Annotated in this window: 15 protein-coding genes and 3 tRNA genes; 4 read left to right on the forward strand and 14 right to left on the reverse strand. The window is 64.3% G+C overall.

The genetic code is table 11. From position 1 onward, the window contains the following. The first annotated feature begins 48 nt into the window (after positions 1–48). The gene (locus ASF31_RS04810) at positions 49–801 is read left to right on the forward strand and encodes a DUF1295 domain-containing protein (RefSeq protein ID WP_055753592.1); all 753 of its coding nucleotides are present in this window, start codon (positions 49–51) and stop codon (positions 799–801) included. A 7-nt stretch (positions 802–808) separates the two neighbouring features. On the opposite strand, the gene ASF31_RS04815 is transcribed toward ASF31_RS04810, so the two are convergent. The 9 genes from ASF31_RS04815 to ASF31_RS04855 all read right to left on the reverse strand — a co-directional run bounded on the left by ASF31_RS04815 (position 809) and on the right by ASF31_RS04855 (position 6,076). Next, positions 809–1,765 carry a rhodanese-related sulfurtransferase gene (locus ASF31_RS04815; RefSeq protein ID WP_055753593.1) on the reverse strand — a complete coding sequence of 319 codons (957 nt, stop codon included), beginning with the start codon at positions 1,763–1,765 and terminating at the stop codon, positions 809–811. A 27-nt stretch (positions 1,766–1,792) separates the two neighbouring features. Continuing rightward, positions 1,793–1,869 (reverse strand) — tRNA-Arg (locus ASF31_RS04820). Positions 1,870–1,881: 12 nt separating this feature from the next. Next, positions 1,882–2,187, reverse strand: a complete 306-nt coding sequence (locus ASF31_RS04825; protein WP_039245189.1) for an ETC complex I subunit — start codon at positions 2,185–2,187, stop codon at positions 1,882–1,884. 77 nt (positions 2,188–2,264) lie between these two features. Beyond that, positions 2,265–2,341, reverse strand: a tRNA-Pro gene (locus ASF31_RS04830). 45 nt (positions 2,342–2,386) lie between these two features. Next, complete coding sequence (locus ASF31_RS04835) at positions 2,387–2,866, reverse strand: DUF192 domain-containing protein (RefSeq protein WP_055753594.1); 480 nt, start codon at positions 2,864–2,866, stop codon at positions 2,387–2,389. Between the two features lie 21 nt (positions 2,867–2,887). Continuing rightward, a complete protein-coding gene (locus ASF31_RS04840; RefSeq protein ID WP_045811719.1) occupies positions 2,888–3,427 on the reverse strand; it encodes a cold-shock protein in 540 nt (179 codons plus the stop codon). 219 nt (positions 3,428–3,646) lie between these two features. Next, positions 3,647–3,721: transfer RNA gene (locus ASF31_RS04845), tRNA-Glu, on the reverse strand. 78 nt (positions 3,722–3,799) lie between these two features. Continuing rightward, positions 3,800–5,611, reverse strand: a complete 1,812-nt coding sequence (gene recJ / locus ASF31_RS04850) for a single-stranded-DNA-specific exonuclease RecJ (protein WP_055753595.1) — start codon at positions 5,609–5,611, stop codon at positions 3,800–3,802. A gap of 39 nt (positions 5,612–5,650) precedes the next feature. Continuing rightward, positions 5,651–6,076 carry a hypothetical protein gene (locus ASF31_RS04855; RefSeq protein ID WP_200918566.1) on the reverse strand — a complete coding sequence of 142 codons (426 nt, stop codon included), beginning with the start codon at positions 6,074–6,076 and terminating at the stop codon, positions 5,651–5,653. Between the two features lie 108 nt (positions 6,077–6,184). Between ASF31_RS04855 and phaC the strand changes: the two genes are divergently transcribed. Together phaC and ASF31_RS04865 are read left to right on the forward strand one after the other, a co-directional pair. Continuing rightward, positions 6,185–8,125 carry a class I poly(R)-hydroxyalkanoic acid synthase gene (gene phaC / locus ASF31_RS04860; RefSeq protein ID WP_156355872.1) on the forward strand — a complete coding sequence of 647 codons (1,941 nt, stop codon included), beginning with the start codon at positions 6,185–6,187 and terminating at the stop codon, positions 8,123–8,125. Next, positions 8,122–8,499: a hypothetical protein gene (locus ASF31_RS04865; protein ID WP_055753598.1), complete on the forward strand. Its 378-nt coding sequence runs from the start codon at positions 8,122–8,124 to the stop codon at positions 8,497–8,499. Before phaC ends, ASF31_RS04865 begins: the two co-directional genes overlap by 4 nt. On the opposite strand, the gene msrB is transcribed toward ASF31_RS04865, so the two are convergent. From msrB to rplM, 4 genes are all read right to left on the reverse strand, one after another. Then, positions 8,496–8,999 (reverse strand): peptide-methionine (R)-S-oxide reductase MsrB, encoded by a 504-nt coding sequence (msrB, locus tag ASF31_RS04870; protein WP_055753599.1) that lies wholly within the window; start codon positions 8,997–8,999, stop codon positions 8,496–8,498. The genes ASF31_RS04865 and msrB overlap by 4 nt on opposite strands. A gap of 39 nt (positions 9,000–9,038) precedes the next feature. Then, the gene (gene argC, locus ASF31_RS04875; protein ID WP_055753600.1) at positions 9,039–9,989 is read right to left on the reverse strand and encodes an N-acetyl-gamma-glutamyl-phosphate reductase; all 951 of its coding nucleotides are present in this window, start codon (positions 9,987–9,989) and stop codon (positions 9,039–9,041) included. Between the two features lie 101 nt (positions 9,990–10,090). Next, entirely contained in the window at positions 10,091–10,585 is a 495-nt protein-coding gene (gene rpsI, locus ASF31_RS04880; RefSeq protein ID WP_017503896.1) for a 30S ribosomal protein S9, read from the reverse strand. Positions 10,586–10,587: 2 nt separating this feature from the next. Then, positions 10,588–11,064, reverse strand: coding sequence for a 50S ribosomal protein L13 (gene rplM / locus ASF31_RS04885; protein ID WP_017503897.1), 477 nt, complete (start codon positions 11,062–11,064; stop codon positions 10,588–10,590). 261 nt (positions 11,065–11,325) lie between these two features. Between rplM and ASF31_RS04890 the strand changes: the two genes are divergently transcribed. Next, the gene (locus tag ASF31_RS04890; RefSeq protein WP_055753601.1) at positions 11,326–12,711 is read left to right on the forward strand and encodes an alkaline phosphatase PhoX; all 1,386 of its coding nucleotides are present in this window, start codon (positions 11,326–11,328) and stop codon (positions 12,709–12,711) included. Here the strand turns inward: ASF31_RS04890 and ASF31_RS04895 are convergent. Beyond that, positions 12,680–13,780: a COX15/CtaA family protein gene (locus ASF31_RS04895; RefSeq protein WP_055753602.1), complete on the reverse strand. Its 1,101-nt coding sequence runs from the start codon at positions 13,778–13,780 to the stop codon at positions 12,680–12,682. The genes ASF31_RS04890 and ASF31_RS04895 overlap by 32 nt on opposite strands. Between the last annotated feature and the right edge of the window lie 84 nt (positions 13,781–13,864).

Genomic DNA, 13,864 nt, shown 5'->3' on the forward strand with positions numbered 1-13,864 from the left:
GCTCTCGCGACCATTTGGGGTGTCGCCGCACTATTTCTCGTTGGCGTCATGTCTACGGCCTGGCTGGTTCAGAAACGAACGGGCCAGGGCGGTTGGGCGGACGCCTTCTGGTCGCTTGGCTTAGGTGCAGCTGGCGTCGGCGTCGCGCTCTTCCCGATCGACGGCGCCGCTCCGTCATTGCGCCAGTATCTCGCAGCGCTGCTGATCGGCCTTTGGGGCTTGAGGCTGGGGTCCCACATCGCTGTTCGCGCCGCCCACGAGGAGCGCGAGGACGCTCGCTACGCGCGTCTGCGAGAGGACTGGGGCGCAGGTTTTCAGGTCAAGATGTTCGGCTTCCTTATGTTGCAAGCCGGAGCCGCGGCATTCCTGGCGCTCAGCGTGATGGCGGCGGCGCGCAACCCGGCGCCCGGCCTGACGCGTCAGGATGCCGTAGCGACACTGATCTTTGTCGCAGCCCTGGTTGGAGAAGCCGTTTCGGATCGCCAGCTGGCGGCCTTCAAACGCAACCCGGCCAACAAGGGTGGAATCTGCGATGTCGGTCTTTGGGCCTGGTCACGCCACCCGAACTATTTCTTCGAATGGGTGAGTTGGTGCGCTTGGCCTGTGTTCGCCATCAATCTGAGCCGTGAATGGCCCTGGGGTTGGCTGGCGCTGACCGGACCAGCCTATATGTACTGGCTTCTGACCCAGGTGTCCGGCGTACCCTTGCTGGAAGAGCATATGCGACAATCGCGACCCAAGGCGTTCGAGGCCTATGCCGCCCGCACAAGCGCCTTCTTCCCTCGCCCGCCCCGTCGATGAGGCGATCTCAGTCCTTCTGGGCTGATCCCAGATGCGTCTCGCCGCGTTCGCGGGCGATTTCCATCTGCCTGTGACGCTCGACATATCGCCGACGCTGGACCTCGTCGCGGGCGTTGTGACAGCGCTCGCAGCATACGCCTTCGACATAGTGAGGCGAAGCACGACCCGCCTCGTCCACTGGCAGACGACATGCCCGGCACAAGGTATGAGGACCTTGGCTTAGGCCGTGCCCGACCGAGACGCGTTCGTCAAAGACGAAACACGCTCCATGCCATAGGCTCTGATCCTCATCCACCGTCTCAAGATAGCGAAGGATGCCGCCCTCCAGATGGTGGACGTTCTCCACACCCTCAGCCTTCAGGAAGGCCGTCGATTTCTCACAGCGAATGCCGCCGGTGCAGTACATGGCCACGCGCTTGGCGCCGGTCTGCTCAATCAGCGCGCGACCTTCGCTCCGGAACCAGTCGGGAAAATCGCGAAAGCTGCGGGTGTTGGGTTGGACGGCCCGTTCGAACGCGCCGATCTCGCCTTCGTAGTCGTTGCGCGTATCGATCACCAAGGTCTCGGGATCGGCGATCAGCGCGTTCCAGTCCGTGGGCGTAACGTAGACGCCCGCCTGATTGGGAGGGTCCAGATCCGGCTGTCCCATGGTGACGATCTCGCGTTTGACGCGAACCTTCATCCGGTGGAAAGGCACGGCGTCTGTCCAGGCGTATTTGAGCTCCAGCGTCTCGAAGCCTGGCATGGCGTGGATCGTGGAAAGCACCGCTGCGATGGCCGCCTCCGATCCGGCGATGGTGCCGTTCAGACCCTCCGGCGCGACGAGCAGGGTTCCCCTCACCTGCCCAGCGTCGCAGACCGCCTGAAGCGTCTTGCATACGGCTTCGGGGTTGGCCACCGGCGCGAACCGGTAGAGCGCGGCGACACGGACGGCTTGATCGGACGAGGTAAGATGGTCGGTCATGGATCAGCCCCTCGAAGGCGCCGGAGATGGCGCGCCCAGCAGGACTCGAACCTGCAACATCCCGCTTAGAAGGCGGGTGCTCTATCCGGTTGAGCTATGGGCGCTCTGGCAAGACGTCAGTGCGTCCAGGACTGTTTGCGGTTGGTGGCGAAATTGTCGGCATAGGCCTTGATGATCACCGGCGGATCGTTCGGCTCGTGCAGACGGAAGGCGATGCCGTGACGCTCGGCATATTCGATCGCCTCTTCCTTCGATTCGAAACTCAGACGGACCTGGCCGTTCATGTCGGTGGAGCTGGTCCAGCCCATCAGCGGATCGATGGTGCGCGCCGAAGCGGGTTCGAATTCCAGCCGCCAGTCGCGGCTCTTGGCCTTGCCCGACTGCATCGCAGTTTTGGCCGGGCGGTAGATGCGAGCCAACATGGCGAAATCCTCAGTAACGGCGGGGTCTGTGACCCTGCCATAACGCGCGCTGGACATATGATCCAGCGGCCTTCCGTTGGTCGGGGCGAGAGGATTCGAACCTCCGACCCTCTGGTCCCAAACCAGATGCGCTACCAGGCTGCGCTACACCCCGGACCGAACGGAGCGCTCTATTGGCACTTCGTGACGCGATCTGCAATCAAGGCTTGAAATAAGGATGTAAAACTTTGTCGCCCGGCTTGGCGTTGATTTCGGCCGCCCGCCCTGCCCGCAGTTCCAAGACGCCGTTGGCGGCGCCGTTGGACGGTATCGGCGCCTCGGAGAAGGGCGTGGCGTGCGAAGCGATCGAGACGATCCGGCCTTGTGGATCGATATACAGAATATCCAGGGAGCTCGGCGTGTTGCGCATCCAGAAGCTTTGCTCGCGCGGCGCTTCGCCCGGCCACTGGAACAGCATGCCGCGGTCGGCTTCGAGCGGCGGACGAAACATCAGTCCCCGTTGACGTTCGGGCTCTTCGTCAGCGATCTCGACCCAGAACTGATGCTCGCCTGACGTGGTCACGACGGCCAGCTTCTGCAGCGGCTCGCCATTGGGGCCGACCGGCGCCTTGGCCGCGCATCCGGCGAGAGCGAGCATAACAAGGCCCGCCATTGCAAAACGTCTCGTCGCCTTGATCATACGCCTCTCCTGGGCGCTCGATCAGTCGCCCGTTCTGATGTCTGCAACCACCAGACCTTTGGGCCCGTTGGCGAATCGCACCCGCACCGCATCGCCAGGAATCAGATCATCCAGGCCGCAGCGACGCAGGGTTTCGATGTGGACGAAGATATCGCCCGGCTCACGATCACGCACGACGAATCCGTAGCCCTTGGTCCGATTGAACCACTTGACCAGGGCGGTCTCCAGCTGTTCGTCACTTTCGGCGACCGGGCGCGGTGGCGGCGAAGTCACGGGTCGACGCACGGCGGGCGTCGCTTCGCCCTCGCCCAGGTCATGGATCTCGATCGTCTGCCAACCCTTGGCGCGTTTGACGCAGTCGCAGGTGATGGTCGCACCTTCGTCGGCCGCATCACGGCCGAGATCCCGCAGGCTGCTGATATGCAGCAGGACATCTCTCGTTTCGGTCAGGGTCGGATCGTCAGGGACGATGAAACCGTAGCCCTTGACGGCGTCGAACCACTTCACGCGCCCAGTGACGCGAACGGTCTGCGCCGTTTCCGTCTCTCTAAAGTCAGACACTTAAAAACCCCCGCCCGCGCCTCCAGCGGACTCGTTTTATATTTAACACCGTTCCGCGAAATTTTGAAAAGCGGAAAATGCGCGCCTATGCAGAAGCTTGCGTTTGGGAGAGTGCAGACGCGCATCGCAGGCGCTGGCGAATGACCGCCAGTCTCTCGTGCTATCTGGGCTATGCTGCTTGCCGGGAGCCTCAAAGGCTCAACCATAATACTGCCCGCGTGGCAGTCCCTAGGGGAGTCGAACCCCTCTTTTCAGGTTGAAAACCTGACGTCCTAACCGATAGACGAAGGGACCGCTGCGCGGGAGAGCCGGCGATATAGCCGCGCCCTCGGAGCGGTGCAAGCGTGGATTTTCAGTTTTTTGGAGCCGCCGTCAGATCATTCGAGGATCGGCGACATCCTCGATCTCGAACTGCACGCCCTTGCGCCCATTCCAGTCGTCAGCCTTCAGCCGGCCCACGATGCTCAGCCCGCCCTGCCCCGACAGCAAGGCTTGGCCCGTTGGCAGATCGGCGCAGCGCCAGGCGATGGCCTTGACCGACGCGCCATCTGGACCGACCAGCCGGCACCGCACATGACCGCCATTCATGGCGACGGGTTCGCGGGCTTGAACCCCGCTCAGGGCGAAGCTGGGTTCCGGGTTGGCAGGGCCGAATGGGGCCAGACGCTCGAACGATTCGAACAGATCGCGCGTCGCCGCCGCGGGGTCGATCAGGACGTCGATCTCCAGCACGTCCTGTGCGACAGCTTCGACCCTTTCGGTAGCGAGTCTCTCGTTCAGGAAGGCCGTCAGCTCGGGCACGCGCGCACCGTCCATCGTCAGGCCTGCCGCCATGGCATGACCGCCGCCAGCGAGCAGGATCCCGCTCTCCCAGGCCGCCTGGATCGCGCGTCCCAGGTTCATGCCTGGCTGTGACCGGCCCGAGCCCTTCCCGAGACCGGTGACGGGATCGACGCCAATGACGATCACCGGCTTGCGCCAGCGCTCGCGCAAACGGCCGGCGACGATCCCGACGACGCCCGGATGCCAGTCCTCGCCCGCGACCACGACGACGGCGCTCTCGTCGGCATGGGCGCCGGTCGCCTCGACTCGACGAACGGCGGCGTCGGTGACGGCTCGCTCGACATCGCGCCGTGACACGTTCAGCGCATCAAGCTCGATCGCCAGGGCCTCGGCCTCGGCCGGATCATCCGTCGACAGCAGCCTTGCCCCGAGGTCGGAGCGACCGATGCGTCCTCCCGCATTGATGCGCGGTCCCAGGATGAAACCGGCATGATTGCTCTTGGCCGGTCCCGGTTCCGCGCCGGCCGCCGCCAGCAGCGCGCGCAGTCCCGGATTGCGCCAGTCGCTCATGACCTTCAGACCAAGGCCGGTCAGGGCGCGATTGAAGCCCGTGAGGCCGGTCACGTCGCAGATGGCGCCCAGGGCCGCCAGATCCAGCCACTGACGAATATCCGGCTCGATCCTCTCGGCGAACAGGCCCCGACGCCGCCCCTCCCTGTTCAGCGCCGCCAGAAGCACGAACACGACGCCCGCTGCCGCCAGATTTCCCTGACCCGAGTTGCAGCCCGGTCGGTTAGGATTGACCACTGCCAGCGCCGTCGGCGGCTCGCTGCGCATCAGGTGGTGATCGATAACGACGACGTTCAGGGCGATGGCGGCCGCATGGGCAAGGGCTTCGTTCGCCGCCGCCCCGCAATCCACCGTAATGACCAAGTCCGCACCCGACGCCTTCAGCGTATCGAAGGCCTTGGCGCTGGGACCGTAACCTTCGGTCATCCGGTCCGGAACATAGATCGAAAGCGTATGGCCCATCGCCCGGAACCAACGCACCAGCAGCGCCGCGCTTGAGGCGCCATCCACGTCATAGTCGGCGAACACATGAATGTTCGCCTTGGCCTGAAGCGCGTTCAAAATCGCGTCGGCCGCTACGTCCATATCCATGAAGCTGGAGGGGTCGGGAAACAGAGCGCGCAGGGTCGGAGTGAGGAAATCTTGTCCCTGGTCTGCGCGTACACCCCGCGAGGCCAATGCCCGGGCCAGCGGTTCTTCCAGGTTCAGGGTCTGCATGTGCGCGCGCGTCGTGGCGGCATCGGCCGGACGTTGCCGCCAGGCGCGCCCGGACAGGGACCGAGACACGCCGAGAAATGCGTTCAGTGTCTTTGCGCCGCCGTCGTCTGCCATCAGCGCATTATCGCGGGATTCTGCATCCCGCGCGACCGGTCATCGCGTCGGGCGGCGGTCGAGCGGCGGCGGAGCCTTGGCCCTGTCACGCAGGCTTTGAGCAAAGGCCTCGATATCCGCCTGGGTTCGGACGGCGTCGGGCGACACCGGAACGGCGTTCACGGCCGCGCGTGTTTCGGCGGCGAGCGCCTCGGCGTCGCCGAGCGTCCAGTCGATGCGTGCGATCTCGCTGGTCAGCGTCGCGCTGTCGCCTTGGAGACGCTGCACATTCGACGCGACCTGAGTGACCGGCGGCAGATCGGTCGGCGCTGCCGGAAAGTCTTCCCAGCGCGGATAGCGCCGATTGGCGTCGACCAGTTCCTGGATACGCGGCGCCAGCGGCGAGACAGCCTCCGTCTTGGAGGCGGATGCGCCAATACAGCCGCTCAATGGCGTCGCGATCGCGGCTGCAGCGATCAGGATCATCTTTTTCGAGTGCGACGCGTTCATTTCCTTGATGGTCTTATGCCATCATCGCGGTGCGCGGAAGGGCGGATGAACCGCCCTCTGGCGCAGGACGCGCGAAGGACGATCATGGCCAACACTCCCAGAACGCCGACAGACGCCCCCGATCGCCCCGCACGCAAGGCCGGACGTCCGACGTCCGCCAAGCCCCGCCCGCCTCGCCAGTCTAGGTCGAAACCTGCCGAAACGCGGCAAGCCGCCTCTGAAACCCATGCACAGCCGACTCCTGAACCGACCGCAGCGACGCCCAATCAGGCCGAGTTGATTGAAACCCTGTCGATGAATCTGGCCAAGGCTGCCATGATGGCTCAGAGCGCGATCGCCGAGGCGGCGCTGACCCAGGCCGATCGGCCGGCCGCCCTTTCCGCCGATCCCTTCAACGTCGCGCCAGCCATGACGTCAGTCATGACCAGCCTGGCCGCCCAGCCCGACAAGATGATTCAGGCCCAGGCCGACCTGTTTGGGCGCTATATGCAGCTCTGGTCATCGACGGCGCGTCAGGCGGCCGGCGAGGCGCCCGATCCCGCTCCGGTCGACAAGCGATTCAAGGATCCGGCCTGGTCCGAAAACCCGATGTTCGACATGATGCGGCGATCCTATCTGCTGACTTCGGATTGGATGAACGGCCTGATCGCCGGGGTCGAGGACGTCGACCCGACGCTGAAACGTCGCGCCCAATTCTTCACCCGCCTGCTGACCGACGCCTTCTCGCCGTCCAACTTTTTGGCCTCCAACCCCGTCGCGCTGAAGGCCTTGGCGGAGACAAGCGGCGAATCGCTGGTGAAGGGCATGCAGAACTTCGCCGCGGATCTTGAACGTGGCGGCGGATCGCTGCGCATCAGCCAGGCCGACTATGGCAAGTTCATCGTCGGCGAGAATGTCGCCACGGCGCCGGGCCAGGTCGTCTGGCGCGATGAGTTGTTCGAGCTGATCCAGTACGCGCCGACGACCGAGACGCAGCACGAAATCCCCCTGCTGATTTTCCCGCCCTGGATCAACAAATTCTACATCATGGACCTACAGCCGGCGAACTCGCTGATCCGCTGGCTGTCGGCTCAGGGCTTCACGGTCTTCGTCTGTTCCTGGGTCAATCCAGATAAGGACAAGGCCGGCTTCGGCTTCGACGACTATCTGGAAAAGGGCATCTACCGCGCGGTCGAGAAGACGCTGGAGCAGGCGGGAACCAAGCAACTGAACTCCGTGGGATATTGCATCGGCGGCACCCTGCTTGGCTCTGGTCTGGCGCATATGGCGGCCAAGGGCGACAAGCGCATCGCCGCCGCCACCTTCTTCGCCGCTCAACATGACTTCGCCGAGGCCGGCGACCTGCTGCTATTCACCGACGAACACTGGATCGCCGAGATCGAGCGTCAGATGGATGCGGCGGGCGGCGTCCTGCCGGGCGCAGCCATGGCCGAAACGTTCAACGCCCTGCGGTCCAGCGACCTGATCTGGTCCTTCTTCATCAGCAACTATCTGCTGGGCAAGGATCCGCCCGCCTTCGACCTGCTGTTCTGGAACGCCGACCAGACCCGCATGCCCAAGGCGCTGCATCTGGACTATCTGCGTCAGATGTATGGGGCCAATGCCCTGGCCAAGGGGCAGTTCGAGATCGGCGGCCTGACGGCTGACCTGTCGAAGGTCGAGATCCCGCTCTATTTTCAGGCCAGCCGAGAGGATCACATCGCGCCGATGAACTCGGTCTATCGGTCCGCCAAACTGTTCGGCGGCAAGGATGTGACCTTCACCCTAGCCGGGTCAGGTCACATCGCCGGCGTCATCAACGCCCCGGCCGCAAAGAAGTATCAGCACTGGACCAACCCTGCCCTGCCCGCGACCTTGGCTGAATGGCAGGCGGGAGCCATCGAACATCCTGGCAGCTGGTGGGAGCATTGGTCGGCCTGGCTCGGCGCGCGATCCGGTAAGCAAATCCCCGCCCGCGACCCCGCCAAGGGCCCGCTCAAGCCCATCGAGACGGCGCCGGGCAGCTATGTGAAAGTGAAGTCTTGAACCGTCTCGAACCCAACGCCTTGCTCGCCCTCAGCACAGGCGTCGCCTTGATCCTGCTGATCATGACGGCCAGCCTGTTCGGAGAACCGGGCAACACGGTCAAATACGTGATCTCGGCCGTCATCTGCGCGGCCGCTTTCGTCCTGCTTAACGAACGGATGGCGCGCGCGATGAAGCGACCGGTCGCTCAGCCGCTGATCCACGTCAGCACGCCGGGCACGGCGGTGTGGGCCGGACTGTTTCCACTGATCGTAATCGCCATGGCCTGCGCGCCCGTATTCTTCGCCGGTCACGACTATGGGCTGCTGGTGATCATCGCCTCGGTCATCTTCGGCCTAACCGTCGATTCAGCCGTGCGCGCGCGTCGCGCCTAGACCGAGACGAACTTCAGCGCCACGCCGTTGTTGCAGTAGCGCAGCCCCGTCGGGCGCGGACCGTCGTCGAAGACATGCCCCTGGTGTCCCAGGCAGCGTGCGCAATGGTATTCGGTGCGTGGAATGCCGATGGCCAGGTCACGCTTCTTGCCGATATTGGCGGCGATGACGTCATAGAAGCTGGGCCAACCGGTGTGGGAATCGAACTTCCACTGCGATCGGAAGAGCGGCAGATCGCAGCCCTTGCAGACGAAGGTCCCGCGAGCGTGCTGATCGTTCAGCGGGCTGGAATAGGGACGCTCCGTCCCCTCGTGCCGCATGACGCGCCAGGAGGCGTCGCCCAAGCGTCGTCGCCAATCCGCATCGGACACCCGACGATAGGGCGAGGCTGCGTACTGCCCCTCCCCGGCTTCGGATGTCTCAGGCGAGCAGGCGGACAGGGCGAGCGCGCCGGCGCCCATCAGAAGGCCCCGGCGATGCAGGATCAGGGACTGGGTCATGTCCCTGATACGACGAACGCCGCCGAATGGTTTCAGACCTCAGATCAGACCGGTCGCCTCATCCAGGCCCAGCATGATGTTCAGGTTCTGCACCGCCGCGCCCGACGCGCCCTTGCCCAGATTGTCGAGCAAAGCGACCAGCCGCGCCTGCTCGCCATTGCGATCGCCGAAGACATGCAAGCGCAGGCGATTGGTGCCGTTCAGGCCTTCGGGCTCGATTCCGGTCATGGCTTCGGTCTCCTCCAGGTCGGCGACCTCGACGAACCGCTGGCCGTCATAGGCCTCGACCAGGGCGCCGTGCAGCCGTTCGACAGAGGGGGTTTCCGGCAGGGCCGCCAGATGCAGCGGAACCTCGACCAGCATGCCCTGGCGATAGTTTCCGACCGCCGGCGTGAACAGCACGTCTCGGCTCAGACTTGTGTGTTTGGTCATTTCGGGCACATGCTTGTGCCTCAGCGTCAGACCATAGGCCCGGTAGGCGGTCGCGGCGGCCCCGCCATCTTTTGGGGCGGCTTCAAACTCGGCGATCATGGCTTTGCCGCCGCCGGAATAGCCAGACACCGCATTGACCGTGACCGGATAGTTGGCGGGCACCAGACCCGCCTTCACCAGCGGCCGCACCAAAGCGATGAAACCGGTCGGATAGCAACCGGGGTTCGACACGAACTGAGAGCGCGCGATCAGCGCACGCTGCCCGGCATCCATTTCAGGAAAGCCATAGGCCCAGCCCGGCGCGACCCGGTAGGCGGTCGAGGCGTCGATCACCTTAACCGACGGGTTGGCGATCATGGACACGGCTTCCCGCGCGGCATCGTCGGGCAGACACAGGATAACCGCATCGGCGCCGTTCAGAGCCTCGCGCCGTGCATCCGCATCCCGACGTCTATCGCCCAGCAACAGCAGATTTAGATCCGGGCGCGCTTCCAGCCGCTCGCGGATTTCCAGCCCCGTGGTGCCGGCCTCGCCGTCGATGAAGATGGTATGGGTCATTTGTCTCTCCCGTCCCTTCTCCGCTTAAGGAGCAAAGGCGCAAGAAAAAGGGCGCTTCGGGTCTCCCCGAAGCGCCCCAAATCCAAACCGCGTAAACGCGATTAGCGCTTCGAGAACTGGAAGCTGCGGCGAGCCTTGGCGCGGCCGTACTTCTTGCGCTCGACGACGCGGCTGTCGCGGGTCAGGAAGCCGTGCGGCTTCAGGACCTTGCGCAGTTCCGGTTCGAAGTGCGTCAGGGCGTGCGACAGGCCGTGGCGGATGGCGCCGGCCTGGCCCGACAGACCCGAACCTTCGACGGTGCAGATCACGTCATATTGCGTGGCGCGGTCCGAGACGGTCAGCGGCTGAGCGATCATCATGCGCAGCACGGGACGAGCGAAATACTGCTCTTGGTCCTTGCCGTTGATGGTGATCTTGCCGGTGCCGGGCTTCACCCAGACGCGAGCGATGGCGTTCTTGCGTTTGCCGGTCGAATAGGCGCGGCCCTGTGCGTCCAGCTTCTGGACATAGACGGGCGCGTCGTTCTCGACCGAAGAGCTCAGGCCCTTCAGAGCGTCGAAGCCGGTTGCGGTTTCGGTGTTGGTCACGTCGGTCATGCTCAGACGCTCCGGGTGTTCTTGGGCGACGCCGACTTGAAGTCGATCGTTTCCGGTTGCTGGGCTTCGTGGTCGTGCGCGGCGCCGGCGAACAGGCGCAGGTGCGTCATCTGCTTGCGGGCCAAGGGGCTTTCCTTGGGCAGCATGCGCTCGACGGCCTTTTCAAGCACGCGCTCGGGGAAGCGGCCGCCCAGAACCTTCTCAGGCGTGGTCGACTTGACGCCGCCCGGGTGACCGGTGTGGCGATAGTAGATCTTGTCGGTGTTCTTCTTGCCCGTGAACACCACCTTGTCGACGTTGGTGACGACGACATAGTCGCCGCAATCGACGTGCGGGGTGTAGTCGCCGCGGTGCTTGCCGCGCAGACGGTTGGCGATGAAGGTCGCAAGGCGGCCCACCACGACGCCTTCGGCGTCGATGTGGATCCACTTCTTCTCGACCTCGGCCGGCTTCAACGAAGCCGTAGTGCTCTTCAGCATGAGGGGGTTCCTGGAGACGAAAATCGGGTCCGGTCCCCGAGGGAACCGAATGAAGGCGCGCTGATACAGGAGACGATTGGTCGCGTCAACGCACGCCAAAACACTGCATTTGCCACAACGTATTGTTCAAACACACGTTTTCAAATACGGTATTAAAATACCCAGCGTAATTGGTGTGAGCAGCGTTACGTCGTAACACAAAACGTCATCAAACCATGATTATAGGCGGGCATCGCAACGGCGACAGCTTTGGAGCCCTTTATGATCCTTCATCGTCGCGGTCTGATCGCCACGGGCGCAGCCGCCGCCTTCTCGGGACTGGCGCATCACGCCGCCGCTCACACGGCGGGTGAAGAGACCTACGTCAACGAGGTCCATGGCTACGGCCCGCTGCTGCGCGATCCCAATCGACTGCTCGATCTGCCCGAAGGCTTTTCCTATCAGGTCGTGGCCCAGAGCGGCGACACGATGGACGACGGCCTGTTCGCTCCGGGACAGCCCGACGGCATGGCGTGTTTCCCGCTTGAAGGGTCTCGCGTGGCCCTGGTCGTCAATCATGAGCTGAAGGGCTCCAGCGGCCTGCACCGCAACCTGGGTCCAGGCGGCCTGCGGGAGGAACGGCTTGACCTGTTGGACGCCAGCCGGGGCTACGACACCTACAAGAATGGCCGCCCCCTGCCCGGCGGCTGTTCCACCATCATCTATGATCTGGCGACCCGCCAGATGGTCAGCCGGCATCTGACGCTGGCCGGCACCTCGACCAACTGCTGCGGCGGCCCGACGCCGTGGGGCAGCTGGCTGACCTGCGAGGAGACGCTGGAGACGCCGGCCGACGCCGATGTGACCAAGAGCCACGGGTGGGTCTTCGAAGTGCCGGCGACCGCGACCGGCCTGATTGATCCCGAGCCTCTCAAGGCGATGGGCCGGTTCGATCACGAGGCCGTCTGCGTCGATCCCCGCACCGGCGTCGTCTATCTGACCGAAGACGACAACGCCGGCCTTTTCTATCGCTTCATTCCCAATGCGCCCGGCAAGTTGATCGAGGGCGGCCGGCTTCAGGCAATGGCCTGGAAAGGCGCGCCCTCGGCCGACACGCGCAATCAGGACGGTCGCACCTGGGCTGTCGGCGACTGGAGGGAGATCGAATGGATCGATCTGGACGACGTCGAGTCTCCCAATGGCGACCTGGCCAAGCGCGGTCATGCAGCCGGCGCGGCCTGGGTTGCGCGGGGCGAAGGCGTCTGGTGGGGCGACGACGAGCTGTATTTCACCGCGACCTCTGGCGGGCCGATCCGCCGCGGTCAGGTCATGCGGTTGGTTCCCGGCATGAACGGCGCCGCCGATCGTCTTCAGCTGTTCGTCGAGAGCACTGATCCAAAGATGATGAACATGGCCGACAACATCACCGTCGCGCCCTGGGGACACCTGATCCTGTGCGAGGACAACTATTCCTCGGACGTCCGCAACCACCTGAAAGGCGTCACGCCAGAGGGCAAGGTCTATACGATCGGCCGCAACGTCTTCACCGGCAACTCGGAGTTCGCCGGCGCCTGCTTCTCGCCGGATGTCGAGGTGCTGTTCGTAAACATCATGTACCCCGGCATGACGCTGGCGATCAGAGGCCCATGGTCCTCGGTCCGGACATGAAGATGCGCGGCTGAGCCCGCAGCACCAACCAAAGGTTCACGGTGGCCGTCGCCAGCACGATCGCGGCGCCCGCCTGGTGCAGCACGCCCAGCCACACCGGAACGGCGTGCACCAAGGTCACGATTCCCAGCAGAGCCTGGAACCAGATCGCACCCGCAAGCGTGAAGGCGCCGAGCCCCATTCCCTCCGCCACGCGCCAGCGCCAGGCCTGGAAGGCATAGACGCTGACGGCGATCAGCAGAGCATAGGCGACCAGTCGGTGATTGAACTGCGTCAGCGCCTGATCATGCAGGAAGGCGGCCGCGCCCAGGCTCCAGTCCGCAGGCGGCAGAACGGCGCCGTTCATCAGCGGCCAGTCGGTATAGACCAGTCCCGCATGACCGCCCGCAACCAGAGCGCCCAGCAGACATTGCAGAAACACCGCGCCCAGCAGCAGGCCGGCGCCCCTCGCCCAACCCGACGGCGGCCGGCCGTGATCCTCACCGTTCCAAGCCTCTAGCCCCGTCCAGATCAGGGCGGCGAACAGAACGAACGCCAGGCCCAGGTGCGTCGCCAGACGCTCCGGCGCGACGCTAACCCGCTCCGACAAGCCGCTGGACACCATCCACCAACCGATCAGACCCTGAAGGCCGCCCAAGGCCAGGAGCAGGACACAACGCCAGATCAGGCGGTTGGGCATAGCCCACTGATGAAATACCGACCGGGCCGGCGCCAGACGGCACAGCAGGAAGATGATCAGCGGCAGGGCGAATACCATACCGACCAGACGACCGATCAGCCTGTGCAGCCATTCCCACCAGAAGATGCCCTGAAACTCGCCCAGGCTCATGCCGGCATTGACCTGCGCGTACTGCGGGATCTGCTTGTATTTCTCGAAGGCCTCAGCCCACTGCGCGTCGTTCAGAGGCGGAATGGCGCCCATGATGGGCTTCCACTCCGTGATCGACAGGCCCGAGCCCGTCAGCCGCGTGATGCCGCCGATCACCACCATCAGGAAGACGACGGCGGCCGTGGCGAACAGCCACACGGCGACGGCGCGGTTACGATCTGGATTTCCGAAACGGTTCATTCGACGCCTGACACTGACCCGGATATGGTGTCGCGTCGAACAAAGACCAGACGCGACCGGTGCGGTATGCCCGCCCCAAGCGAC

It is taken from the genome of Brevundimonas sp. Leaf280, from assembly GCF_001422455.1.
Lineage (GTDB): Bacteria > Pseudomonadota > Alphaproteobacteria > Caulobacterales > Caulobacteraceae > Brevundimonas.